The 26,580-nt window shown below is 35.5% G+C and carries 21 protein-coding genes and 2 tRNA genes; 14 read left to right on the plus strand and 9 right to left on the minus strand.

Features of this window, described 5'->3' with window-relative positions:
- From ABD792_RS09570 to ABD792_RS09605, 8 genes are all read left to right on the plus strand, one after another.
- Window positions 1-2,137: peptidase domain-containing ABC transporter (locus ABD792_RS09570; protein WP_345005729.1), on the plus strand; the 2,137-nt coding region annotated here is incomplete at its 5' end.
- Window positions 2,130-3,431: an HlyD family secretion protein gene (locus ABD792_RS09575; RefSeq protein ID WP_345005730.1), complete on the plus strand. Its 1,302-nt coding sequence runs from the start codon at window positions 2,130-2,132 to the stop codon at window positions 3,429-3,431. The genes ABD792_RS09570 and ABD792_RS09575, both read left to right, overlap by 8 nt.
- A gap of 7 nt (window positions 3,432-3,438) precedes the next feature.
- The gene (gene cysC, locus ABD792_RS09580; RefSeq protein WP_345005731.1) at window positions 3,439-3,969 is read left to right on the plus strand and encodes an adenylyl-sulfate kinase; all 531 of its coding nucleotides are present in this window, start codon (window positions 3,439-3,441) and stop codon (window positions 3,967-3,969) included.
- On the plus strand, window positions 3,966-4,643 hold the full coding sequence (locus tag ABD792_RS09585; RefSeq protein ID WP_345005732.1) for a sulfotransferase family 2 domain-containing protein: 678 nt from the start codon (window positions 3,966-3,968) through the stop codon (window positions 4,641-4,643). Before cysC ends, ABD792_RS09585 begins: the two co-directional genes overlap by 4 nt.
- Window positions 4,631-5,578, plus strand: coding sequence for a sulfotransferase family protein (locus ABD792_RS09590; protein WP_345005733.1), 948 nt, complete (start codon window positions 4,631-4,633; stop codon window positions 5,576-5,578). Before ABD792_RS09585 ends, ABD792_RS09590 begins: the two co-directional genes overlap by 13 nt.
- Entirely contained in the window at window positions 5,568-6,506 is a 939-nt protein-coding gene (locus tag ABD792_RS09595) for a hypothetical protein (protein ID WP_345005734.1), read from the plus strand. Before ABD792_RS09590 ends, ABD792_RS09595 begins: the two co-directional genes overlap by 11 nt.
- Complete coding sequence (locus ABD792_RS09600) at window positions 6,499-7,251, plus strand: galactosyltransferase-related protein (protein WP_345005736.1); 753 nt, start codon at window positions 6,499-6,501, stop codon at window positions 7,249-7,251. The genes ABD792_RS09595 and ABD792_RS09600 overlap by 8 nt, the downstream gene beginning before the upstream one ends.
- Before the next feature lie 3 nt (window positions 7,252-7,254).
- Complete coding sequence (locus ABD792_RS09605) at window positions 7,255-8,478, plus strand: glycosyltransferase family 4 protein (RefSeq protein ID WP_345005737.1); 1,224 nt, start codon at window positions 7,255-7,257, stop codon at window positions 8,476-8,478.
- A gap of 94 nt (window positions 8,479-8,572) precedes the next feature.
- On the opposite strand, the gene mobB is transcribed toward ABD792_RS09605, so the two are convergent.
- The 7 genes from mobB to ABD792_RS09640 all read right to left on the minus strand — a co-directional run bounded on the left by mobB (window position 8,573) and on the right by ABD792_RS09640 (window position 15,317).
- Entirely contained in the window at window positions 8,573-9,592 is a 1,020-nt protein-coding gene (mobB, locus tag ABD792_RS09610) for a MobB family relaxase (protein WP_345005738.1), read from the minus strand.
- 3 nt (window positions 9,593-9,595) lie between these two features.
- Window positions 9,596-10,141, minus strand: a complete 546-nt coding sequence (locus ABD792_RS09615) for a BfmA/BtgA family mobilization protein (protein WP_345005739.1) — start codon at window positions 10,139-10,141, stop codon at window positions 9,596-9,598.
- A gap of 484 nt (window positions 10,142-10,625) precedes the next feature.
- On the minus strand, window positions 10,626-11,036 hold the full coding sequence (locus ABD792_RS09620) for a hypothetical protein (protein WP_345005741.1): 411 nt from the start codon (window positions 11,034-11,036) through the stop codon (window positions 10,626-10,628).
- 481 nt (window positions 11,037-11,517) lie between these two features.
- Window positions 11,518-12,765, minus strand: coding sequence for a site-specific integrase (locus tag ABD792_RS09625; protein WP_345005742.1), 1,248 nt, complete (start codon window positions 12,763-12,765; stop codon window positions 11,518-11,520).
- 228 nt (window positions 12,766-12,993) lie between these two features.
- Window positions 12,994-13,068: transfer RNA gene (locus ABD792_RS09630), tRNA-Pro, on the minus strand.
- Window positions 13,069-13,090: 22 nt separating this feature from the next.
- Window positions 13,091-13,174: transfer RNA gene (locus ABD792_RS09635), tRNA-Ser, on the minus strand.
- 94 nt (window positions 13,175-13,268) lie between these two features.
- Window positions 13,269-15,317: an HD family phosphohydrolase gene (locus ABD792_RS09640; RefSeq protein ID WP_345005743.1), complete on the minus strand. Its 2,049-nt coding sequence runs from the start codon at window positions 15,315-15,317 to the stop codon at window positions 13,269-13,271.
- Window positions 15,318-15,523: 206 nt separating this feature from the next.
- On the opposite strand from ABD792_RS09640, the gene ABD792_RS09645 reads away from it, so the two are divergent.
- Together ABD792_RS09645 and ABD792_RS09650 are read left to right on the plus strand one after the other, a co-directional pair.
- Window positions 15,524-16,702: an acetyl-CoA C-acyltransferase gene (locus ABD792_RS09645; protein ID WP_345005744.1), complete on the plus strand. Its 1,179-nt coding sequence runs from the start codon at window positions 15,524-15,526 to the stop codon at window positions 16,700-16,702.
- 9 nt (window positions 16,703-16,711) lie between these two features.
- Window positions 16,712-17,461: a C40 family peptidase gene (locus ABD792_RS09650; RefSeq protein WP_345005745.1), complete on the plus strand. Its 750-nt coding sequence runs from the start codon at window positions 16,712-16,714 to the stop codon at window positions 17,459-17,461.
- Window positions 17,462-17,506: 45 nt separating this feature from the next.
- Here the strand turns inward: ABD792_RS09650 and ABD792_RS09655 are convergent, their stop codons facing one another.
- Window positions 17,507-18,757, minus strand: coding sequence for a tetratricopeptide repeat protein (locus tag ABD792_RS09655; protein ID WP_345005747.1), 1,251 nt, complete (start codon window positions 18,755-18,757; stop codon window positions 17,507-17,509).
- 12 nt (window positions 18,758-18,769) lie between these two features.
- Window positions 18,770-21,340, minus strand: a complete 2,571-nt coding sequence (gene gyrA, locus ABD792_RS09660; RefSeq protein WP_345005749.1) for a DNA gyrase subunit A — start codon at window positions 21,338-21,340, stop codon at window positions 18,770-18,772.
- Window positions 21,341-21,600: 260 nt separating this feature from the next.
- Between gyrA and ABD792_RS09665 the strand changes: the two genes are divergently transcribed.
- From ABD792_RS09665 to ABD792_RS09680, 4 genes are all read left to right on the plus strand, one after another.
- Complete coding sequence (locus ABD792_RS09665) at window positions 21,601-24,150, plus strand: ATP-dependent Clp protease ATP-binding subunit (RefSeq protein WP_345005754.1); 2,550 nt, start codon at window positions 21,601-21,603, stop codon at window positions 24,148-24,150.
- 116 nt (window positions 24,151-24,266) lie between these two features.
- Entirely contained in the window at window positions 24,267-24,839 is a 573-nt protein-coding gene (locus tag ABD792_RS09670; protein ID WP_345005750.1) for an RNA polymerase sigma factor, read from the plus strand.
- A gap of 26 nt (window positions 24,840-24,865) precedes the next feature.
- The gene (locus ABD792_RS09675) at window positions 24,866-25,429 is read left to right on the plus strand and encodes a hypothetical protein (RefSeq protein WP_345005752.1); all 564 of its coding nucleotides are present in this window, start codon (window positions 24,866-24,868) and stop codon (window positions 25,427-25,429) included.
- Window positions 25,407-26,495: a DUF4097 family beta strand repeat-containing protein gene (locus ABD792_RS09680; protein WP_345005753.1), complete on the plus strand. Its 1,089-nt coding sequence runs from the start codon at window positions 25,407-25,409 to the stop codon at window positions 26,493-26,495. The genes ABD792_RS09675 and ABD792_RS09680 overlap by 23 nt, the downstream gene beginning before the upstream one ends.
- The last annotated feature ends 85 nt before the right edge of the window (window positions 26,496-26,580 follow it).

The raw sequence follows: 26,580 nt of genomic DNA on the forward strand, positions 1-26,580 counted from the left end.
TAAGTACTATGGTAAGCTTATCTCGTTACAGGATATACGCGATCTATCTGAGACTACAAGGGTCGGTAGTAATTTAATGAAACTAAGCGATGCTGCAGAGGCTATTGGCTTTAAGAGCATAGGGGTTAAAATTGATTTTAACAAATTAAAGGAAGCTCCTTTGCCCCTCATTGTCCATTGGAACAAAAGACATTTTGTGGTGGTCTATAAAATAAAAAGGGACGTGGTCTATGTGTCTGATCCCTCCTATGGGCTTATTACGTACACCAAGGACGAATTTATTTCACCATGGATAGGCAACAATGCGACAGAAGACACCAATGAAGGGGTAGCGTTGCTTTTGGAAATCACCCCAAAATTCAGACAGCTCAACTGGGAAGAAACCGATAAGAAATCCTTTAGGTTTTTGTTCCAGTACCTGTTCAAATATAAAAACCTACTCCTTCAATTGGTTATTGGCCTTATCGTGGGAAGTATTTTACAGCTTATTTTCCCATTCCTTACCCAAAGTATTGTAGATGTGGGCATACAGAACCAGGATATTAACTTTATTTATATGGTACTCATTGCCCAGGTCATGCTCTTTCTAGGCCAGACCAGTGTAGGGATTTTTAGGAGCTGGATTTTATTGCATTTGAGTACCCGCATTAACATATCGTTGGTTTCCGATTTTTTTATCAAGCTCATGAACCTGCCCATAGCCTATTTCGATACGCGTATGACAGGTGACATCATGCAGCGCATCAACGACCATAAACGTATTGAGAGTCTTTTAACAGGGTCTGTACTGAATACCCTGTTCTCTATGGTCAACCTGTTTATATTCGGGGCCGTACTCATTTATTACAGCACCTCCATCTTTTTCATATTTGCCGTTGGCAGTATCGTTTATGTGATTTGGATATTATTTTTTCTTAAAAGGCGCAAGGAACTCGACTACAAACGCTTTTCACAATTAAGCCAGAACCAAAGCACCGTGATCGAACTTATTAACGGCATGCAGGAAATTAAGATGAACAATGCCGAAAAACAAAAACGCTGGAAATGGGAGTACGTTCAGGCACGTTTGTTCAAGGTGTCTATGCAAAGTTTGGCCCTAGAACAGACCCAAGGGGCTGGCTCATCATTTATCAATCAGGCCAAGAACATATTCATAACGTTTACTTCGGCTCTGTTGGTCATTGAAGGTAACATAACCTTGGGGATGATGCTCTCCATTCAATATATTATTGGGCAGTTAAATGGCCCCATTGGTCAATTGGTAGGCTTTATACAGTCAGTTCAAGATGCCAAGATAAGTTTGGAACGCTTGGGAGAGGTACATGATAAAGACGATGAAGAAAGTAAAGAAAAGCATTTAATATCTACAGTTAAACCTAATCAAGATTTAAAGATCAACGATATCACCTTTAGATATTTAGGAAGTGATGAAAATGTCATCAGGGGCATCACTATGAAGGTCCCTGCCAATAAAATTACAGCTATCGTAGGTGCAAGTGGCAGCGGCAAGACCACTTTAATGAAAATTCTGCTTAAATTCTACAATCCCGAAAAAGGCAATATCATGTATGGCGAACATTACTTAAACGCCATTTCCCATAGAGCATGGCGTGCCAATTGCGGTGTGGTGATGCAGGAAGGCTATGTGTTCAATGATACCATTGCCTATAATATAGCTGTGGGAGAGGATACCGTAGACCATGAACGCTTGATACATGCCACTAAAGTGGCCAATATCTATGAGTTTATTCAATCCTTGCCCTTGGGGTTCAATACCAAAATCGGAAATGAAGGTGTTGGAGTGAGCACCGGACAAAAACAACGCCTGTTTATTGCTAGGGCCGTTTATAAAAACCCTGACCTGTTGTTTTTTGATGAGGCCACATCTGCACTGGATGCCAAGAATGAGCGTACCATTATGGAAAACCTAAACGCGTTTTTTAAGAATAAAACTGTTGTAGTGATAGCCCACCGATTGAGTACCGTAAAGCATGCCGACCAAATTGTGGTCATTGATGAGGGTAAAGTAGTAGAATCCGGAAAGCACCAAGAACTCTTGGAACAACAAGGAGCCTATTACAATTTAGTAAAGAACCAATTGGAATTGGAAAAAATAAACACTTTAGAAAATGCCTAAAGATAGATTTGAAGACAACCTAGAGTTGCGGTCCGAAGAGGTGCAGGAAATCCTGACCAATCCACCGGCATGGATCGTACGTTGGGGCATTACCCTCATCTTTATGTTTACTATTATCATCTTAGCCCTGTCCTTTATGATCAAGTACCCCGATGCCGTCACAGCAAAGGTTTTGGTAACCACTAAACAGCCTACCGAAAAAGTGGTGTCCAGATATTCGGGACAGTTGGATAAAATTTTTATTAAAAACAGGGACACGGTTAAAATTGGACAAAAATTAGCGGTAATAAAGAATACGGCCAGTTTAGATGATGTCTATTTTTTAAAAGGGATTATGGACACCTTAACTTATAACCTAAAGAACTTACAATTTCCGTTCGAACAGACCTCCCATCTTATTTTAGGCGATATAAGTGCTGCTTACCTTAATTTTGAAAAGAGCTATACCGACTATTTTCTTTTAAAGAACCTGGATCCCTACACCAACCAACTGGGAGGCAATAAGGTATCATTACAAGAGATAAAAAACAGGCTTCAGGACCAGATCAACCAAAAGCGACTTTTGGAACAGGAATTTGTTCTAAAACAAACCGATTTGGACAGAAACAAACAGTTGTTTGACAAAGGCATTATTTCAAAATTGACCTATGAGCAAAAGCAACTGGAATTTATACAGATGCAAAAAAGCATTAGTGCCATGGCCATTTCCATTTCGCAAATGCGGGAGGCCATTTCATCTGCAACCAGAACCTTAAAGACTACCAAAATAAATGAACAAGAGGACAATACACGGTTTTTAAAAAACCTAAACCAGTCCTTTGACTTGCTCAAAGAAGCCATAAGGGATTGGGAATACAACTATGTGCTAAAGTCCTCCATAAATGGAGTGGTAAGCTTTCAGGATTATTGGGGAAAACACCAGTTTGTTAGTAGTGGGAGTGTCGTCTTTTCAATCTTGCCAATAGATACGTCGAGCCTGGTAGGTAAGTTGGTTGTACCGGCACAAAATGCAGGCAAGGTAAATGTTGGACAAAAAGTATTTATAAAACTAGATAATTACCCCTACCAACAATATGGCATGCTCATTGGTAAGGTTATCAGTTTTTCTATTTCCCCTGATAATGAAGGTAATTATACTGTTTTTATTGACTTACCAAAAGGTACCAAAACATCCTACAATAAAACGTTTGTTTTTACCCAAGAACTTCTGGGTGGTGCTGAAATTGTTACTGAGGACCTTAGTGTGGCAGAACGATTGTTTTACAAGTTTAGGGAAGTGTTAACTTATAATTAAGCATATCATGATAAAAAATAAGGCTATTTGGCTTTTTGGATTGTCTGGAGCAGGTAAAACAACACTTGCAAGGCAAATTTCCGAAACTTATGAAAAACAAAATATAAGAACTATTGTATTGGATGGTGATATTCTTAGAAACGGTATCAATAAGGGTTTGGGGTTTTCCAGAGAGGACAGATCTGAAAATGTTAGGAGAATAGCTGAAATATGTAAGTTAATGCTACAGGTAGATATTGTACCGATAGTTGCAGCTATCACTCCTTATGAGTCTGATAGAATAGCCGTCAAAAAAACTATCGGAGAAAATAAGCTTGTATTGGTACACGTAAAATGCTCTATCGATATTTGTGAAGCCAGAGATCCTAAAGGGCTTTATGCCCAAGTTAGAAAAGGAACCATAAAGAACTTTACAGGTATTACGGATACCTATGAAGGAACAAACGTAGCTTCTATAACGATCAATACCGAAAGGGATTCTATAGATGCATCCATTAATGGACTTTTAGAATGTTTATCAAATAAAATTGAAATATGAGGCTTAAAAAAGATGAACAAATTGAATCTCCTTTTTTTGGAAACTATTATTGCCTTATCCCGAATACCAATATTGCTTTCTTGGTTATAAGTAAAAACGCTTGTACTTTTTTAAAAAAGATAGCAATATATAATAAAACGGGAGATTGGCTAGATGAAAGCCAGTTCAAAGTACATAGTACCATTGGCTACAACTCAAATAAGTCCAATTATTTATTTACAAATGAAGAGCTAAAAGCATTTGAGAAAGAAAGCAGAGAAAAGATATACAGATTTGCTATATGGCGAGACCCAATACATCGGATCGAGTCATCATACAAACTGTTCTGCATGGAGCGCGAACTGAGATATTACTTTATATATCTGGATATCAATAAAGACATTCCATTTGAGCGCTTCATAGAATTTATACGATTTGAATTGGGCAAAGAGAATCCTCTTTTTATAGATGAACACATAAGAAAACAGGTAGACTACTTAAAAGAAAATGAGGTAGATGAAATAGTTCATATTAATGACCTGTTTCCATTTTTAAGGTCAAAAGGTATTTCTTTTATTGAAGAAAAATCCAATAAAACCAAGGCCAATTTTCAATTAGAAAATGAGGCCTTTATTAATGATATCAAAGCACTGTATAAGGACGATTATAAAATAGAAATAACTTGGAAAGGTTAAAAAAAGGGATCAATCCATATCATGACATAAGTAATATTTTAACCTTAAAGCAGTTTAAGACAGAGCAAGGCGTACTTATATTTTCGGAGCCCAGAAGTGGTAGTACGTGGTTAATGGAAATATTGGGGAAAATGATTGGCGATGCGGTTGTAAATTGGGAGCCATTTCATCCAGGGCGTGGTGTTGTCCCTAAATATTTAGAGTGGAGTTTTAGACCTCATTTTAAAGATAAAAATGAATTCGAGCAGCATTATGAACTTATAAATAAAATTTTAAGCTTATCTGTTTTTACACCTTGGACAACCCAAAAGATAGATCCCCTAAAAGCCGCTAAAGCTAATTTGGTCATCACTAAATTTGTGAGGGCCAATTTAATTTTGCCATGGATTACTGACCGTTTTAATTTAAAATATAAGCCCATTTATCTTGTAAGACACCCCATCAGTACATGTTTATCACAGTTAAAAACATTTAAAAACCTAAAATTAGCTTTTAATAGACCTACACTGATTAACCATGAGATATTCAATGAACATATTGAATTTTTAAAAAAATTAGAAACAGAGCTAGAGTATAGGATTGCTCTGTGGTGTATTATACATAATAAAGTAATTGAAGGTAAGGTGAATTTAAAAAATATAAGCTTGGTTTACTATGAAGATCTTTTGAAGAATCCAAGAACTGAAATTAATAAACTAATCGAAAACTCTGGATTAGACAAATTAATTACTTCAAATATTGATATGGTAAACTTTAAGCTTCCCAGTTCTACGGTTTATATGAATGATTTAGAGGCAAACGTTTCTAAACAGATAAACAAACACTTAGAATTTATAGACAAGGAAACCAAAGAACGAATACAGGGTGTGTTAGACTATTTTTCCATTAATATATACAACGCATATTCTCCAAATCCAATTAAGCATGGTTCATAAATTAACACAATTTTTACTGATCAATGCTGAAACATTTGAATCCAATGGTGTGAAGGGAAAACTTCCATTGGTATACTTTTTTTTCAAGTACGCGCACGTATACTCAAAGGAGCATTATTCTGAGTTTGCCTTTGAGATTTTAGAAGATATATTAGTGCATGAACTTTTCATTATAGAAAATGGTAGTAAAGAAGAGTGTACTGAAATTACTGGCATAGGTTGGGTCTTGATTCAATTTATTTACAATGGATATTTTGAATCAGATGACTTGGACGATATATTGTCCATTATGGACAAAGCTATTTTTAGGGAAGTAGAACGGCTTTCCAGAACAGACTTTGAAGTAAACTTCTTGGTTCAATTAATAAGTTCGGGACTGTACCTGAAGTCTAGAACAGATTTATTAAAAAATGATGAAACAAAGTTTTTAGAGGCTAAAGAACACCTACTTATTTCATTTTTTGAACTTAGCTTGAATTTGCCTAACATTCCAAAGGAAAAAATAGAATTATATGGATTGTGCCTCTCATTTTTAAAGGATTCGTTTAATCATGAAATGGTTTCCCATTTTTGTAAAGAGGGCATAAAAAAACTAAACGAACTAAATTCTAAAAAGCATAATGATCTAATAGTTAGGAATTATGAAACTCTATTAGAAGATAAAAGGTTTGAAGCTGTTTTGGCTTATAATTTATTTTTTCCAGAAACTATTAAGAAAAACAAGGCAGACTTAATAAAAAGTATAGAGAATTACGTGGATAAGTTGATGGAGGACCTTTATAAAAACAATGACCAAAAACAAAAATCCATACTACAACAATTACTGATTTGTGCAATTACCATGATTAATAATTTTAACAATATCAAAACAAATTCCCTTGAGTTTTATATGATAGGGCTTTTAATAAACTCAATAGCAGATGAATAAATTTCCATACGACTTAAAAAACACCTCTTTCTTAATATATGTCCGCATAGATTCAGAGGATAGATTGGTTAATTTGGAACTTGTGGTGAAGCATATAACAAAATATTTTAATACGACAATTAATTTGTTAGAAGTAGATTCATCACCAAAAATATCAACCTCTTTTATAAAAAAACACGGAATTGAATATGAGTTTTTTGAAGATGACAATGAAGTATTCTATACAACAAAGTATCGAAATTATTTAATACGCAAATGTAAGGCACCTTATTTTTTCATTTGTGATACGGATGTTATTGCAGCTCCCGAAGCTTTATTGCAAAGTATAGCCTACCTAACCAATATTTCAAATAATAATGTATTGGTATACCCCTATAATGGAGATTGTTATAACGTATCCAAACAATATAGGGATGAATATGCTCTAACCAATGATTATGATTTTCTAAAAGAAAACGAAAAAGAGCATATGCTTTGGTTCAAATACTCAACAGGTGGTGTTTTTGGAGGAAAAACAAAAACATTTTTAAAAGATGGGATAGATAACGAAAATATATATGGTTGGGGACCAGATGACAAAGAACGGTATTATAGATTGAAAAGAAAAGGATTTACAATTAAGAGAATGGAATATACCTTGTATCATTTATACCACCAAAGAAATAATAATTCTAGACCTTATGATGAGAAACTCAAAAATAGAAATCAAATAGAATATTTAAAGCTATTTTCTTCAAACTTTTAAATTATGCAAAAGAGAAGAATCTTCATTGTAAATCAAACTGATGACTCTCATCGGTATGGGGTCGGTAAGTATATCAATGAAATTATAGCCGAGGCTAAACTAAAAAAAAACGATTTCGAACTAATTTCTATTGAAATAGGAGTTCCAGATATCCTTAGCACGATAAGAACTGAAAAGGATAATATTTCCTATTTGCAAATACCCTGTCCTGTTTCATATAAAGGAACCATTAAAAATTTACCTTATAAATACTCTAGAGCTATATTTATAATATTGCAAGAACTTTACCTGTTTACTGAAACGGATACGTTTCATTTTAATAGTAATATGCAGCATTTTTTACTAACCTTAATCAAGGAGCATACAAGTACTAAAATAATTTATACCATTCATGTATCGTTATGGAAGGTTCTCTACAATAATGATTTCAACAAATTTATTTCGGAATTTAATGACTTAGATAATGATTCCTTTTTTTCAAAAAACATAAAGGCTGAAATAAAAAACTGTGAGCTTTCCGATAGGATTATCTGTTTATCTGAAAGTATGAAAAGAGATGTTTTAGAAATTTATAAAATACCTTGCCAAAAAGTCTTTAAAATTTCTAATGGGATAAAGGAGCAAAAATTCATTAAAGAGGATTTCGATAAAATAAACGAAATTAAGGATAGCCTTAAAATTAACAAAGAAGATTTTGTCTTTCTATACGTAGGTAGACTGATCGCTCAGAAAGGTATTATTCATCTTTTAAACACCTTTAAAGTAATTCTTGATAAGGGATATAAAAATGTAAAAATAATTATAGTTGGTGACGGTCCTATGAAAAATAGTCTTGTTAAAGAATATAAAAGCCTGAAACAAAATATAGTCTTTACAGGATATTTACCTGCTAAATTGGTCAAATTGTATTACAAACTCGCAGATACTTTAATATTTCCTTCTTTAAATGAACAAAGCAGTTATGTAATGTTAGAAGCCATGTCTTACAAGTTACCTATGATTGTCTCTAATACCGATATCTTCGAAATGTTAGAAGATAAATATTCCTGTTTAAAAATTGATTTGACCGAGAAAACTGAATTAGATATTGACTCAATGGAGCAAAAAATGAAAGCCATGGTACATGACGAAGAATTAAGAACTAGAATTGCGGAAAGTGCATACAGTTTATATGTTCAAAATTGTTCATCTGAAGCAATGTTTAATAGCACCTATTCTGCGATATAATAATATTTAGTTAAAATTGTCTTTTTAAATTATTCATGGGTAAGGTTTATATTGACACCTCCTTTTATCAAAACGGACTACAATAGAATCCGAGTCATATTTCGATCCCTCCTGAACCAAGACTCTTTTCAATACCCCTTTTGAGCTTCATAAATGCCTTGAACGCCAATTGCGCTTGATTGGTGGGTATGCTTGGAATATGCATTCCTGATTTATGTAACAGCTTAAAAGCCGCCTGTTTTTCTGTTGCGGGAAGCCCTGCCATAACAGCAAAGAATTTCTTGGGGTCTTTTGCGTAAAGGTTTTTGCCTTGATAGCTCTCCACAAAATTCCTATTGTACTCAAAGGTTTTGTCGAAGGTCTTTTCCGCGGCTTTAAAGAATTTGTCCCTGTCAAAACCACGTTTTACATCCTTTCCGTTCAGTTCTGTTTCTGATGCCCTGTACTTGGATCCTGGGGAAAGGCTGTAGGAGTTAGTCATATCCCTTCTACTAACAATAATATGGATATGGGTCTGATACCCCTCCTTTTTCATGCCGTTTACTATACGCTTGCCGTTCTGTCTATGCGGGGCTTCTCTTTCCAGTTTTGCTATCCTTAGTTTTAACCTGTCTAAATTTCCTTTTTCCTCGCCCCGTTCTATTTGCCGTATCTCTTTTTTTAGTCCCATAATCTTGTTGGCATAGGCTTGGTTTTCCTGTATTTTTTTGTCCGTTTCTTTATAATATCGCTCATGTTCAATCTTGGCATAGTACTTTATATCATCTACGGTCTTTTTAGGCGCCCTGTTAAAGGAATCAGCATAGGCTTTCATTAGCTCCCGGGTATATTCACGTAATTTTTCGGGGTCGTTGCCTATGTGCTTTAATTCCCTTTGGTCGGGGCTAACCACGATGGAATAGAATTTGGGATCGACCTTTCTAAGCTTGGCAGTGTTCCCGTCAATGTCCCGTATCACCTGTTCGACCTCTACATTGTTTTCATATTGGTTAAAAAAATATTCTTGTTCTTCTGCCCTCTTGCCCTCGTTTTCCTTTTCCAGGTAATTGGCAAAATTGCCTACGCTTCCCTTAAAGCCCCCTCCCTGATATTGTGCGGATATGGCGATGTACATAATTTATAGATTTTTTATTGTTCTTTTGAATTTTTCAATTTCCCCCTCGGTAAGTTCCAGACGCAAATAGTTTTTTCCGAAGCTGCTCTTTACAAGCTTGACCTTATCCAGCACATAACTAAAATCCTTTGTTAACGAACTCATTTTGTCCTCCAAACGCTCATAACGGATTTTGGGTACCGTGACCTCAATTTGTTCTTCCTGTTCCAGTCTTTGACTCTTAAATCGTTCGGTCCATATTTCTATCTCGTCATCATCCTCCGTTTTTTCTTCAAAGAGTGACAACAGCATGGCATTGGTAGGCTTGGTCTGATTCTTTTCTATGTCTTTGATAATGGCTATCATGGCCTCGGTACGTTTTCGGTTCTTCAGGATTTCCTGCACGATGCTCTTTCCAAACCGGTCATCGGGTAAAAACCCATGCCACTCAAAAAAGTCCATAATCATATCCAAAGTGGTTGAATAGCTATTACTGACCTTCCTTGAAAACCCCTTGAACCTTTTGACAGTATCATGGTGAAAATTGATGCTCAAAAATCGGCGTTTCATATGTTTTATTATCGGTTTTTTCCTTGATTATGTTAATGCGCCTCAGTGTTTATGGACGTTTCCAAGGGCATTAACATAATTTTGGAGTTTGTCCTAAGGAACAAATATGATTTTAAACAATTTAAATTATTGATTTTCAGTTATTTAACAAAATATAAAATAACGCAATGTCGCTTTAGCGCATTGCCCTCTTGCTTTACGTATCTCGCCATGCTTTTTGGCATGACGACATCCTCCAACAACTGATTCTTCCATCAGCTACCCATATAAACAACCTGCTTTATAAACTTATCTATTTAATCAATGAAATTCAAACGCAGATTGATTCCAAATACCCCATTTTGAAGCCAAATTTTATGATTTGGGTGTGTAGGTTGAATTTGGACGTCAAGTTTTTGGTTTTTTCCTGTTCAATATCAACTGTTCAGACCATAAAAAAACCTATTCTTATCGAATAGGCTTTCTTGTTTGGATGGAATGTACGTTACAGTTCAAACTGGACGATTTCCTGCTCGATCTCTCCTTTTCTGTCTTCCAGGGTCGACTGCAAATGGGTCGTTACCAACTTGATAAGGTTCGAATTGGTGGTCTTGAACTCCAGATTGTGCGAATCCCTGATGTAAAAGGATGCTGAATCTCCTTGGTTATAGTTGAACTTCGTTAGCTCACTTAGTGTCTGAACCAAACGCTCACGTTGGGTAGCCAGTCCCCTAAGTTTCTCGAACCTTTGGATGCGGTCTGCCAAATCAATGGTCGCCTTGCTCACAAGTGGGTGTTTTGCCTGTTGTACATCCTGTCCGTTGGACTCTTTGGCTAGTTGCTCCTTGACATCCTTTTTGGTGATTGCTACTGCTGTTTTTGTTGCTCTACCGTTTGCTTTTGTTTTTGTTTCCATGTTTTTAAAATTTTTATGTTAAACAATATTTGAGCACCGCACAAACGGAAGGCAAAATTTTGTCTCAAATTTTCAAGTGAAAAATTGGGGGAACCCCTGGGGGTGCCGATTTTTTGCGCCGATAAATTTGAACGCAAATATTTTGCGACGTTTCCCTTTCGAAAAATATTGGATGGATATTAGGCCTTCTTCTGGACTAAAATGGTTTGAACAAGCATATGGATTGACTGGATGTTGTTCCCAAGTCCTACTCTGGCGAACTTAAGATCAAAATGCTTTTTTGCATTTTGAGCTTGTGTTCAAGGTTTTTATAATGAAGCGCTTTTCCCGAAATGCAGTATAACGAAATGTAGGGAAATGCACTTCAATGGGGCTTTTTTCTGTTTACCTCAATTTAAAATTCCCTTTCAATACACTCCCGTTACTTTGTGAGGAGCATATTGAAAGAGAATCTTTTTTAGCCGAAAAATAAGATCGTTGTTTATGCGCTTTTGTTTTCCTCTTTTTGCCTAAACCGTTCCAATAGGTTATGGATATCTTCGCTAATTTTCGTTTCTACCACTCTGGCATAGATCTGTGTAGTGGACAATTTGCTATGTCCCAAAAGCTTAGAGACCGTCTCTATCGGTACGCCATTGGACAGCATCACCGTCGTGGCAAAGGTATGTCTGGCCACGTGGAAGGTCAGGTGCTTTTTTATACCACAGGCATTGGCTATTTCTTTTAGGTAGGCATTGGTCTTTTGGTTGGAACTTATCGGCAGCAGATAATCCCCTACTCCTGTTTTTTCTTGGGCTACCCTGTACTTCTCCAGTATTGCCCAGGCCTTGGGAAGTATCGGTACCTTTACCTGTTCGTCCGTTTTCTCCCGTTTGGTATATATCCAATGGTTATTGTCAATGCCCTTAACAATATGGCTCTGTGTAATTTCCTTGACGTCCACATAGGAAAGCCCTGTGTAACAGGAAAATACAAAGCAGTCCTTTATCCTTTGCAACCGCTCAATGGTGAAATCCGTTTCCTCAATAAGTGCCAGTTCCCTTTCATTTAGGTATTGCCTATCATATTTATTATATTTCAACTGGAATTGGTTGAACGGGTTTTTCTGCATCCATTCTAGTTTTATGGCAAGGTTTATCATTTTTTTGAATCGCTCCAAATGTTTCATCACGCCATTGTTGGTAAGCACCAATTGCTTTTTCTTGTCTTTATAGGTCCTCAGGTAGTGCTCAAAGTCCGTGATGAACCTATAGTTCAACTGTTTTAGGTAAATGTCCTTTAAACGCCATTTTTTTAACAGGAACTTTTGCAGGTAACGTTCGGTGGTATAATAGTTTTTCATCGTTCCCGGTTTTAGGACGTGTACCATATTGCCGTTATGGTAGGCGATCAGTTCCCTTAGGGTCTTGCTATTATCGTCCTCACCCAGATATCTGGACTTGATGGCCTCGGATGTGATTACCCTGTCCTCTTCTATCAGCTCTTTATGGCTCTGGAGCAGTTTGTTGTATACGCCATCCAAATAAGCATTAAGTATCTTAATGGGTTCTGTACTTCCCCTGCCCCTACCTTTGGTATTGTCCCATTGGCTGGATTGGACGTTCCGCTTTAGGCTCATCTCCGAGCGCTTGCCCTTTACCGTAATGCGTACGTAAATGGACAGTTCGTTAATTTTACTTCTGGATTTTCGGGTAAAGAAAATAACCGTGAAGGTGCTTTTTGTTTTCATGTTTCTTTGACTTTTTGTTGAACATTGATTTTGTTACGAAAGTCAAATCATACCCTAAAAAGTTCTTTAAAGATAGTGTTTTTTTTAACGGTCTATTGCACACCGAATTGCACACCTTTTTATTGAGAATAGATGCTTTTATTTGATATCAAATAAAATGCATAAAAACAAAAAACACTGATAATCATACAATTAACAGTGTTTTATCTCTAGCTGATACTAGGTTCGTCGGGGTGGCAGGATTCGAACCTGCGACCTCCTGCTCCCAAAGCAGGCGCGATGACCGGGCTACGCTACACCCCGATAGTATTGTCTATACTATTTGCGGAGAGACCGGGATTCGAACCCGGGCAACACTTACGCGTTGACAGATTAGCAATCTGCTCCATTACCACTCTGGCACCTCTCCTATTCTTTATAAGAACGCTGCAATAAATTTGCGGTTGCAAATGTAGGCTAAAGGAACGTACAACGCAACTATTTTTTTTAGTTTTTTATAAAATTTATTCAGGGTATTCAATCCTTAAATGGTAAATGTTTGCAAGCTTGTGCTTTAGAACTTTTTTGATGGACTGAATTTCTTTAAAAGTTATGTTTGCATTTAAAAACTGGCCTTCTTCTATTTGCTTGTTTATAATATTTTCAACAAAGGCATCTATTTTTGTTGATGTTGGTTCTTTTAAGCTCTTTGATGCTGCTTCAATACTATCGCACATCATCAAAATGGCTGTTTCTTTACTAAATGGCCGAGGTCCTGGGTAGCAAAAATCGGATGTATCTACCTCTTCGAAATCCTCTTTTTCCTTCATATAAAAATAATAAACGACACTCGTACCATGATGCGTTCTTATAAAATCAATTACGCGATCGGGAAGTTTATTTTTTCTGGCTATTTCAATACCATCTATAACATGATCTATAATTATTCGTGCACTTTCCTTTGAGGACAGTTCATCATGTGGGTTAATACCCGTTGATTGATTTTCGGTAAAGTAAGTTGGATTCTTCATTTTCCCAATATCATGATACAGGGCTCCAACCCTAACTAGCATGGCATTTGCGCCTATTTCACTTGCCGATGCTTCCGCTAAATTTGCAACATTCAATGAATGGTGAAACGTTCCTGGTGCTTTATTTGACAACTCTTTTAACAATTTTGAATTTGTGTCTGATAACTCTAACAGTGATACATCAGAAACCAATCCAAATAACTTTTCATAAGCATATATTAAAGGTTGCACAAATAAAGTAGCTAGGCCACATAAAATAAACCAAATAAACGTTTCCAATTTAATTGTTTCAACGCTTCCCTCATGAATAACAAAAAACGCAAAATATGCTACAATATAAATCAAGGTGATTTGCCCTACGGAAATAAATAAATTTGCTCTTTTATAGAGCTCAGATACCGTTAATATGGTAACGATACCTGCCGTAATCTGAAGAAACATGTACTCATAGCTATTTGGAACTATCGACCCTAATAGTAATACTGTAATAACATGGGAAAACAGACCTAAACGTGCATCAAAAAAGGCTTTAAATACCAAAGGCAAAATACAAATAGGCACCACATATATGTATTTTGAATTATAATTAACAACCAAGGTCGTAATGAATACCATTAAAAATATATTGAAAAAAATAAAAGTTACCTTAGTATTATTCTCGAAAACTTTTGTACGGTACTTTCTTAAGAACAGTAATAACATTAAAAGTGCCAAAGCTACCAATAGGGTATAAGCAAATAGAATCCAGTAATAATTGGACTTGGTCCATATTTGTGATTCATATTCCGATTGTAGGGATTTTAATATTTGAAACTTATCGCCTTCAACCACTTCTCCCTTAGATACGATTAACGTTTCTCTTTCTATACTACCTCTGGCATAGGCAATTTTATCAAGTTCTTCTTGTAAAACTTTATCTGTAAACGATTTATCAAAAGTCAAGTTAGGTTCAATAAGGTCAAAAAACAACGAAATAAATGCTGTCTTATATTGCGTTAGGTTATGCTCTATCAACACCTTGTCTATTATCTTAGTAATGTCGTTTTGCCCAACTAGGTTAACAAATAGTGTGTTTTGCTTTTCAACTCTTTCATCTAATATCGTTACAGGTCTTTCGTCCGAAAAATTATAACTTTCGCTTAGCACCCCAAAAGCATATAAATCCGAAATAATTTTTTTTCCAGCATTAAACAACGTATCCAATAATGGTTTAGGCTCTGTTTCCGAAAAAATCCTTGTAAAAGCATTGGGATACAAATTCCTGACTTTAGTCCTTACAGTATTATCAACATTAAAGAACAAAACTGCATTTTCCGTAATACTTTGCTTTTCGGAGCTGATCTCCTCATCCGATTTTTTTATAGCAAAATCAAATGGAGCATATAGGTTTTCTGATTGCCAAGGTTTGCCCCGTTCAAAATCATATCTGAATTTTCCACTTTTTGGAAACAAATACACTATCAAAAAGGTTGTACACACAAATAATAAACCCTTATAAATCAAGGCATGGTTTCTGTATAGTTTATTTATAAGGTTGTTCATATAAACTTTAAATATTTATTATTTTGTTTAAAAACAGAAGTCTTCATTTCTTTTTGCATTTTTGGCTATAAAACTTTTATGCAAAAAATATTAGGTTTTCAAATGTAGTAAATTCTAAGCTTTCTAAGATTTTTATAATCTACCAATCATTCTTGTATCTACTGAAAAATGATTATTTTCGTTGCTAGTAATTTAATCACTTAAAAATGAACAAGGAAGTCGTCATTGTTTCTGCTGCAAGAACACCAATAGGTAGTTTTTTAGGTGCTTTGTCAACAATTTCAGCTCCAAAACTAGGTGCTTTTGCAATAAAAGGAGCTTTAGATAAAATAAATTTAGACCCCACTCTTGTTGATGAAGTCTTAATGGGTAATGTGGTTCAGGCAGGCACAGGACAAGCTCCGGCAAGACAGGCTGCCATATATGCTGGCATACCTAATACAGTACCTTGTACAACAGTAAACAAGGTATGTGCATCTGGCATGAAGGCGGTTATGCAGGCTGCTCAATCCATAGCATTGGGAGATGCAGATATTGTGGTGGCCGGAGGCATGGAGAACATGAGCTTAATTCCACATTATCTATACTCTAGATTGGGCACAAAATTTGGACCAACTTCGTTAATTGACGGCTTACAAAAAGATGGTTTGGTAGATGCCTACGATCAAAATGCCATGGGTGTTTGTGCTGATGCTTGTGCTAATGAGTATGCTTTTACAAGAGAAGACCAAGATGCATTTGCCATACAATCTTACAAACGATCTGCTGAGGCATGGGAAACAGGTAAATTTGACAATGAGGTAGTTCCTGTAGAAGTACCACAACGCCGAGGAGAGTCCATAATAGTTTCTAGAGACGAAGAGTTTACCAATGTTAAAATCGATAAGATTCCTCAATTACGCCCTGCCTTTACCAAGGACGGAACCGTAACGGCTGCTAATGCATCAACAATAAATGATGGTGCTGGAGCCATGATTTTAATGAGTAAACGTAAAGCCGATGAATTAGGATTGGTTAGTTTAGCCACCATTAAAAGTTATGCTGATGCAGCACAAGAACCTAAATGGTTTACAACCGCTCCTGCAAAAGCTTTACCCAAAGCTTTGAGTAAGGCTGGTATTTCAATAAACGAAGTTGACTATTTTGAATTTAATGAAGCCTTTGCTGTTGTTGGACTTGCCAACATGAAGCTTCTCGAGCTTGATAATGCACGCGTAAATGTAAATGGAGGAGCCGTGTCTTTAGGACATCCTTTAGGGTGTTCTGGAGTTAGAATTATAATCACATTACTTAATGTTTTAGAACAAAATGATGCTAAAATAGGAGCTGCCGCAATTTGTAACGGCGGTGGTGGTGCTTCAGCAATTGTTTTAGAACGAAATTAAGCCTATTTAATGCAATACGGAATTTGTAGTTTAAGCGTTGTTCCCTTAAGAAATGAACCAATGGACAGTAGTGAACTTGTATCTCAAGTACTCTATGGTGACTATTTTAAAGTATTGGAACAACGCAAAAATTGGAGTAAAATTAGACTAGCTTTTGATAATTATGAAGGGTGGATTGACAACAAGCAATATATAGAGATTACAGAAGTACAATATAAACATTTACACAAGAGTACTCCTAAATTATCTATAGATTTAGTGGAATTCGTTCAGGATACAAATGATCAGCTACACCCAATTTTATTAGGATCTTCCTTAAATGGCCTGTCCGTTTTAAAACATTCCCACGATGGCAACATTATAGAAGGAAAGAGTGCTAAAGAAAACCTAATCCGCACCGCCTTTTTATATTTAAACACACCCTATTTGTGGGGAGGGAAAACACCTTTTGGCATAGATTGCTCGGGGTTTACCCAAATGGTATACAAACTTAACGGATACAAACTTTTAAGAGATGCTTCCCAACAGGCAACTCAAGGCGAACCATTAAGTTTTATTGAAGAAAGTGAACCTGGTGACCTTGCTTTTTTTGACAACAATGAAGGTCTAATTACGCATGTGGGAATTATAATGAAAGACAATTATATTATCCATGCTCATGGGAAAGTAAGAATTGACAGGTTAGATCATTCTGGAATATACAATGTCGATAAAAGAACGCACACGCATAAGCTACGTGTCATCAAAAAAATTGTATAAAAAAAGCCGCAATTTTATGCGGCTTTTTTTTACTTGTTTCGTTTACTAGTTTCCTGCTTCAATAGCATCAACTTTATCTTTAAGAGCTTTGTATTTAGCCGTCTCCCCTAAAATACTATAAATATTCATTAGGGTTTGCGCTGCATTTAGATTGTTAGCGTCTATCTCTAAAGCTTTTTGCAAGTAAGGCACAGATTCTTTGTAAATAGATTGGCGTTCTTCTCGTAATTCATCATAACGCTTATCGTCTTCTTTTGAACTTCCCAAACCATTCATTTCTTCAATGATTGGTTTTTCTTTAGCCAAGATCATAGCAGACAAATTAATATATGCATTTACATAAGATGGATCTAACTCGATAGCCTTATTGTAATATTTTTTTGCTGCTTCCATATCCTCAGACTCTGCCGATATAACACCTAAATTGTACTGTAATTCAGCATTTCCAGGATCCATTTCTGTAGCTTTCTCCAATAACCTTTTGAATTCTTCTTTATTACCCATTTTAAAATGGACATTCGCTTCTGAAAGTAATAAATTTACATCTTCTGGATTTTCTTGTCTAGCATCTTTCATTGCTGCAAGTGCTTTTTCATCATTTCCTTCACTTACATAAATAAGTGCTATGTTCTTAACTATTTCAGCTTTCTTCGAATCTGTCAAACGCTCTCCTGGGCTAATGTGACTACCAGATTTCACATAAATATCACGAGTATTCTTGTCTAAAATCTCTTCTTTATTCGTCTCTTTATTTATAGCAAAATATTGCTTTTCAATACCAGTATATCCTAAATCTTTAAGTTCTTCATAAAGTTTTAAGGCTCTGTCGTATTCTTGAACATTCACAGCTGTAGCTGCTGCATAATAAAGAAAAGTAGTGTCTTTCGTAGATGCTCTATAAGCGTACTCGAAGTACTTGGAAGAAGTAGAGAAATCTTTTTTCTCATAGGCTTCATTTCCTTTGTTAATAAGGCTATTAACCATATTTTGTCTCAATTCAGCTACTTCATCTTTATAAGAACCAGTAACTTTATCTAGACTTTCTAAAGCTTTTGTTATATCTTGATTGGATCCTGATCCATTGGCATATAACGCTTGCCCAACAACATAATAATACTTGCTTTTACTTTTCTCATCCATTGAGGACAACATAGCTTCAGCTTGTTTTAATGCCGCCTTTGCTTCTGAATAATTATTGTTTTTAATAGCTTTTTCGGCTGCTTTCAATTCTTTCTTTTGTGCAAATGAAAGGGCACTAATTGAAAATGCTAAAGCTACAATTGTTTGTTTTTTCATTTTATAAAATATTTAATTGTCTGTATTGTTTTCGTTTACGGTATTATCAAGAGTTGTGCCACTATCTGTACTTTCACTAGCTCCCGACACTTCATTAGCATCTTCGCCATCAACTTCATCTTCATCGTGCATAACTTTGGCAACAGCAGCAATGGAGTCTTTATTTTTAAGGTTAATTAGCTTTACACCTTGGGTTGCTCTACCCATAACCCTTAAATCTTTGACTTCCAATCTAATTGCTATTCCAGATTTGTTGATAATCATTAGATCATCATTATCAGTTACCGTTTTTATGGCCACTAAATTACCTGTTTTTTCTGTAATAGAAATGGTTTTAACTCCTTTTCCTCCTCTATTTGTTATTCTATATACTGGCTCACCATCTTCTGGGTCATCAATATAGGTGCGTTTACCATAACCATTTTCTGAAACAACAAGAACAGATTCCTCTTGAGGATTTTCAACTGTTATCATACCAATAACTTCATCGGTATCATTAGCCAAGGTTATACCCCTTACCCCAGAGGCACCACGTCCCATGGGTCTGGTTTTTGCTTCTTCAAAGCGGATGGCTTTACCTGATTTAAGTGCTAGCATAACCTGACTTTCACCTGTTGTTAACCTAGCTTCTAATAGTTCGTCATCATTTTTTATTGTTATGGCGTTTATACCATTAGTTCTAGGTCTAGAATATTGCTCTAAAGATGTCTTTTTAACCTGACCGTTCTTTGTGGCCATAATTACATAATGGCTATTGATATAGTCTTCATCCTTTAAATCTTGCGTACAAATGAATGCTTTAACAGCATCGTCTTGTTCAATATTTATTAAGTTTTGGATGGCGCGTCCTTTGGATGATTTACTGCCTTCAGGAATTTCATAAACACGCATCCAGAAACATTTTCCTTTTTGGGTAAAGAACAGCATATACTGGTGGTTGGTACCTACAAACAGATGTTCTAAGAAATCCTCGTTTCGGGTAGTTGAGGCTTTTTGTCCTACACCTCCTCTATTTTGTGTTTTGTATTCTGAAAGTGATGTGCGCTTGATATAACCAGCATGCGAAATCGTGATAACTACTTTTTCATCAGGGATCATATCCTCTATACTTAAATCACCTCCAGCATATTCGATAATAGAACGGCGCTCATCACCATATTTATGCTTTACTTCTTCCAACTCCTCCTTAATGATATTCATACGACGTTCTTTCTTGTCCAAGATATCTTTAAGGTCGACAATTGTTTTCATTAGCTCTTCATATTCCGAGCGCAACTTATCTTGCTCTAAGCCTGTAAGCTGACGTAATCGCATTTCAACAATAGCCCTTGCCTGAATCTCTGTAAGTTCGAAACGCTTTATTAAGCTTTCGCGCGCCTCATCAGCATTAGAAGATGCTCTTATGATTGCGATTACTTCATCTATATTATCAGAAGCAATAATAAGTCCTTCCAAAATATGAGCACGCTCTTCTGCTTTTCTTAGTTCGTAAGTTGTACGTCTTACAACTACATCATGTCTATGCTCAACAAAATAGTGGATTAATTCCTTTAGGTTTAACAGTCGCGGACGTCCATCAACTAAAGCGATATTGTTAACGCTAAACGACGATTGTAATGCTGTATACTTATATAACTTATTCAAAACAATATTCGGAATAGCGTCACGCTTTAAAACATAAACGATGCGCATACCATTTCTGTCAGATTCGTCACGAATGGTTGCTATACCGTCCATCTTTTTTTCATTTACCAAATCGGCAGTCTTTTTAATCATGTCTGCCTTATTGACCTGATAAGGGATTTCTGTAACAACAATACACTCACGGCCGTTAACCTCTTCTATATTTGCTTTTGCTCTAATTATTATCCGTCCCCTTCCTGTATGAAAAGCTTCTTTTACTCCGTCATATCCATAAATTGTTCCTCCTGTTGGAAAATCGGGAGCCTTGATATGCTTCATCAATTCATCAACTTCAATACCGTTGTCATTAATATAGGCTATGGTGCCATCAACCACTTCAGATATATTATGAGGGGGCATATTCGTTGCCATTCCCACAGCAATTCCTGAAGCTCCGTTAACCAAAAGACCAGGTATACGGGTTGGTAAAACAGTAGGTTCTTTTAAAGTATCATCAAAATTTAATTTATGGTCTACGGTTTCTTTATCGATATCTGCCAACATGTCCTCAGATATCTTTCTCATTCGAGCCTCTGTATAACGCATTGCAGCAGGACTATCACCATCTACAGATCCAAAGTTTCCTTGACCATCAACTAACATATATCGCAAGCTCCATTCCTGCGCCATACGAACCATCGTATCATAAACCGAAGTATCACCATGCGGGTGATATTTACCTAAAACTTCCCCAACTATTCTTGCTGATTTTTTATATGCTGAATTGGCTCTAACTCCAAGTTCATGCATACCGTAAAGAACCCGCCTATGAACTGGTTTTAAACCATCTCTTACATCGGGTAACGCACGTGACACAATGACCGACATCGAATAATCAATGTAAGCCGATTTCATCTCGTCTTCAATATTAATAGGGATAAGTTTTTCTCCTTCTGCCATATAAAATATTATTAAGTTTTTATAAGTATTTCAAAACGTGCTAATATAACAATTTCGTCAGTCCTAGCTTATGTTTTATCATTACTTTTTTAATATTTTTTATTAACAATATGGCCTCCATTTTTGGTTAATAAGTATAGAACATAAAATTTTGAATTTATAAAGTTTTTTTCGTCAATTAGCAACTTTCATATTATTTAAGGTATAGTTTTTGCCTTTAGCAAAATGTTTTAGTATTTTTAATGCAGAAAGGAACTATTATGGACGATAATTTTTCACCCAGGGTAAAAGATGTAATTGCTTACAGTAAAGAAGAGGCACTACGTTTGGGCCATGATTTTATTGGCACAGAACATTTAATGCTTGGCCTGTTACGAGATGGCAATGGAAAAGCGATAAATATTTTAAATGCTCTTGAAATTGATTTGAATCATTTAAGGCGCAAGGTTGAAATATTAAGTCCTGCCAATCCTGACATTTCAACAGCCACTAATCAAAAAAAGAACCTTCACTTGACAAGGCAAGCCGAACGTGCATTAAAGACAACGTTTTTGGAAGCCAAGTTGTTTCAAAGCTCATCAATTAATACTGCACATTTACTATTGTGTATTTTAAGAAATGAGAACGACCCCACTACCAAGCTTTTAAATAAGCTAAAAATAGACTACGATAATGTTAAAGAGCAATTTAAATTTATGATCACAAACGACAACAACTATATAGAACCTAAATCAGAATCTTTTCAAGATGATGATACAAGTCGCGAAGATGATACTTCAAAAGACAACATTTTCAATTCACCAACTGGTAAATCCAACAAAAAATCCAAAACACCTGTTTTAGATAATTTTGGACGTGATTTAACGGCTTTAGCCGAAGAGGGTAAGCTAGACCCCGTTGTTGGAAGAGAAAAGGAAATACAGCGTGTTTCTCAAATATTGAGCAGGCGTAAAAAGAACAACCCGCTTTTAATTGGAGAACCTGGCGTTGGTAAGTCTGCAATAGCTGAAGGTTTGGCCTTACGTATTGTAAAACGTAAAGTTTCACGTATTTTATTTAATAAACGTGTGGTTACTTTAGACCTTGCAAGTCTCGTTGCAGGAACAAAGTATAGAGGTCAGTTTGAAGAGCGCATGAAAGCAGTCATGAACGAACTTGAAAAGAATGATGATGTTATTCTTTTTATTGACGAGATCCATACCATAGTTGGAGCTGGTGGCGCTACCGGGAGCTTAGATGCCTCCAACATGTTTAAACCTGCTCTAGCGAGAGGCGAGATACAATGCATTGGAGCAACAACACTCGATGAATACAGACAGTATATTGAAAAAGACGGGGCTCTTGAGAGACGGTTCCAAAAAGTTATAGTTGAGCCTACTACAGTAGATGAAACCATAGAGATCTTAAATAACATTAAAGCTAAATACGAAGAGCACCATAATGTAGACTATACGCAAGGTGCTATTGAAGCGTGTGTTAAATTGACCAATCGCTACATGACAGAGCGCTTTTTACCAGACAAAGCTATTGATGCGCTTGACGAAGCTGGATCGCGTGTGCACATCACTAATATTGAAGTGCCCAAGCAAATTTTAGAACTGGAAAAACGATTGGAAGAAGTCAAGGAAACCAAAAATTCAGTAGTCAAAAAACAAAAGTACGAAGAAGCTGCTAAATTAAGGGATGATGAAAAACGACTTGAAAAAGAGTTAGCTACTGCCCAAGAAAAATGGGAAGAAGACACTAAGCAACATCGTGAAATTGTTACTGAAGACAATGTTGCCGATGTTGTGTCAATGATGACAGGCATTCCAGTAAATAGAATAGCACAAACCGAAATTAATAAACTAGCACAATTACCCGATCTAATAAAAGGAAAAGTAATAGGGCAAGATGAAGCTGTTGCAAAAGTTGTTAAAGCAATTCAACGTAATCGTGCAGGTCTAAAAGACCCTAACAAGCCCATTGGTTCATTTATATTCTTAGGCCAAACTGGAGTTGGTAAAACACAATTAGCCAAAGTCTTATCCAGAGAATTATTTGATAGTGATGATTCCTTGGTAAGAATAGACATGAGCGAATACATGGAAAAGTTTGCTATTTCCAGATTAATAGGTGCGCCTCCAGGCTACGTAGGCTATGAAGAAGGTGGACAGTTAACGGAAAAAGTTAGACGTAAGCCATATGCTGTTATTTTACTGGACGAAATAGAAAAAGCACATCCAGATGTGTTTAACATGCTCCTTCAAGTACTGGATGATGGGTATTTAACGGACAGCTTAGGTAGAAAAATAGACTTTAGGAATACTATTATCATTATGACTTCCAACATTGGAGCTAGAAAACTTAAAGATTTTGGTACCGGTGTTGGTTTTGGCACTGCGGCTCAAAAAGCCCAAGAAGATGCCAATGCTGTAAAAGTTATAGAAAATGCGCTTAAAAAGTCTTTTGCACCAGAGTTTTTAAACAGAATTGACGATGTTGTCGTTTTCAATCCATTGGAAAAAGAAGATATCAATAAAATAATAGACATAGAATTGGATAAACTTCTATTAAGAATCAATTCTCTTGGTTATACCCTAAAATTAAGTAAAGCTGCTAAAGACTTTATAGCCGATAAGGGTTTTGACAAACAATATGGTGCCCGACCTTTAAAAAGAGCAATTCAAAAGTATATTGAAGATGCACTCGCTGAAGAAATAATTGCTTCGCATATTGAGGAAGGCGATATAATTGCAATAGACCTGGATAAGAAAACACAAGAACTCAATATTAAGGTTGAAAAAGCCGAAAAGCCTACAGAATCTTAATTAGAAACGTTTCAATTAAATCAAAATCCTACATTCTAGATGAACGTAGGATTTTTTTTTGAAAAACTGTAACACCAAATGATTTTGGGCATCTATATTATAACAATTCGTTTTTATTGGTACCAGAAAAACTAAATACGGAACAGCTTATTGAGCTTTGTAAAAACAACAACCAACCTGCTCAGTTAGAAATTTACAATCGCTACTATAAAGCAATGTATAATACTGCTTTTAGAATTGTAAAGGATAGTTTTGAAGCCGAAGATATTATGCAAGATTCTTTTCTAATAGCTTTTACAAAATTAGGAAAGCTAAAAGAAGTAAAAACATTTGGTTCTTGGCTAAAACGCATAGTTATAAATAATAGTATACAATCTCATAATGCACATTCAAAAAATACTGAAGTACCCTTGGATAGCGTATTATACAAAATAAATGAAGAAGACAGTAAAACTCCTTACAACGAAACAGATTACGATTCTTTAAAAGCCCGACAAATATTGAATGTTCTAAGCTCCTTAAAAGAAAACTATAGAATTGCCTTAACCTTAAATTTAATTGAAGGCTACGATTATGAAGAAATAAGTGAAATCATGAATATTTCGTATGCAAACAGTAGAACAACCATTTCAAGGGCAAAACAAAGTCTAAGATTAAAATTGCAAACGCATTTAAGCTATCAAAAATAAAATATCATAACTATAAATAACAATATATGAATGAAGATAATATTGATAAATTGTTTAAAAACTTAGAGAACAACTTTGACATAGAAGTACCTGACAGCAATCATACACACCGCTTTTTAGGTAAATTAAACCAAACACGTTCTACAAACCCTAAACTGGTGTTCAAAATACCTTATTGGAAGCCGCTTTTAGGTGTAGCCGCATCAACAGTACTACTTATTGTATTTACAATAACAAGTACTAAACAAACACCCAATAGTGGCGAATTGGCCGATGTTTCAGCAGAAATGGCGAATACCCAAAATTACTTTACAAGTACCATAATAGAAGAATTTTCTAAAATTCGAAAAGTAGCAACACCAGAGGTTCAAAACATCATAAATGATGCTATGAAACAAATTGAAATTTTAGAAGACGATTATAATAGTTTAAAAAATGATTTGATCAACAGTGATAATGATAGACGCGTTATCCATGCCATGATCAATAATTTCCAAAGTAGAATAGACATTTTGGAAAAAACACTTGAAGAAATTAAGAATGTACAACAATTAAAACATACATCAAATGAAAGCCACATTACAATTTAAGACCGTATTGCTTATTGCTTTTCTCTCCTTTACGGTAAACGCAACAAACAAAACAGATGGTAAATACACCAAAAAGAAAACTATTAACAAAACATACTCTGTAACTCCCAAAGCTAATCTTAACGTGGACAATAGCTACGGTAATGTAGATATTATAACATGGAACGAAAACAAAGTAGTTTTTGAGATTACCATAACTACTACTGGTGATAACGAAGAGAAAGTCCAAGAGCGGTTAGATGATATAAACATTGAATTTGAAGCTACTACTAATAATGTCTCTGCTAAAACAAAATTTGGAAAAAGCAACTCAAAGTCTTGGTGGAACTGGAAATCCAATGGCAAAGTGCATATGAAAGTTGACTACCTAATAAAAATGCCCATTACAAACAATTTGGATTTAAGTAATGACTACGGAACTATTAACCTTGACAAACTAGAGGGAGATGCCACAATAAGTTGTGATTATGGAAAAATAATTACCAAAGAACTACTATCTAACAACAATTCCTTATCCTTCGACTATACCAAAAACTGCTATTTTGAATACATTAACAAGGCTAAAATAAATGCAGATTATAGTGACTTTACCATTTCAAAAGCAAACAATCTTGATATTAATGCAGATTATACCAATGTTAATGTTGAAATAGCCGAGGATATAAACTACAATTGTGACTACGGCAACATAAAAATAGACAATGCAAATAACATCGTTGGTAACGGAGACTATTTAACAACCAACATAGGGAATGTATATAAAAACTTAACCCTTAATGCAGACTACGGCAATATTAAAATAAAAAATATCACTCAAAATGCAAGCAATGTAACCATTAAGTCAGATTATGTCGGCATAAAAATAGGTTACGATCCCAGTTACAATTTCAATTTCAATATTAAGCTAGATTATGGTTCTTTAAAGAATAGCGGTACTTTAGAGTTTTCTGAAAAGAAGGACACTTCTATAAGCAAATATTACAATGGTTATCACGGAGCTAATAACACTTCTAATACTATTACCATCGATTCAAATTACGGCAGTGTTTCACTTACCCAAAATTAATCATCATTCAAAACTGGACTTCCTATATTAGACTGGACACAAAGAAGAGAGAATATGCTTGCTAGTTATTAACTTAGCAAATATG

It is taken from the genome of Snuella lapsa, assembly GCF_039539345.1.
Classification (GTDB): Bacteria; Bacteroidota; Bacteroidia; order Flavobacteriales; family Flavobacteriaceae; genus Snuella; species Snuella lapsa.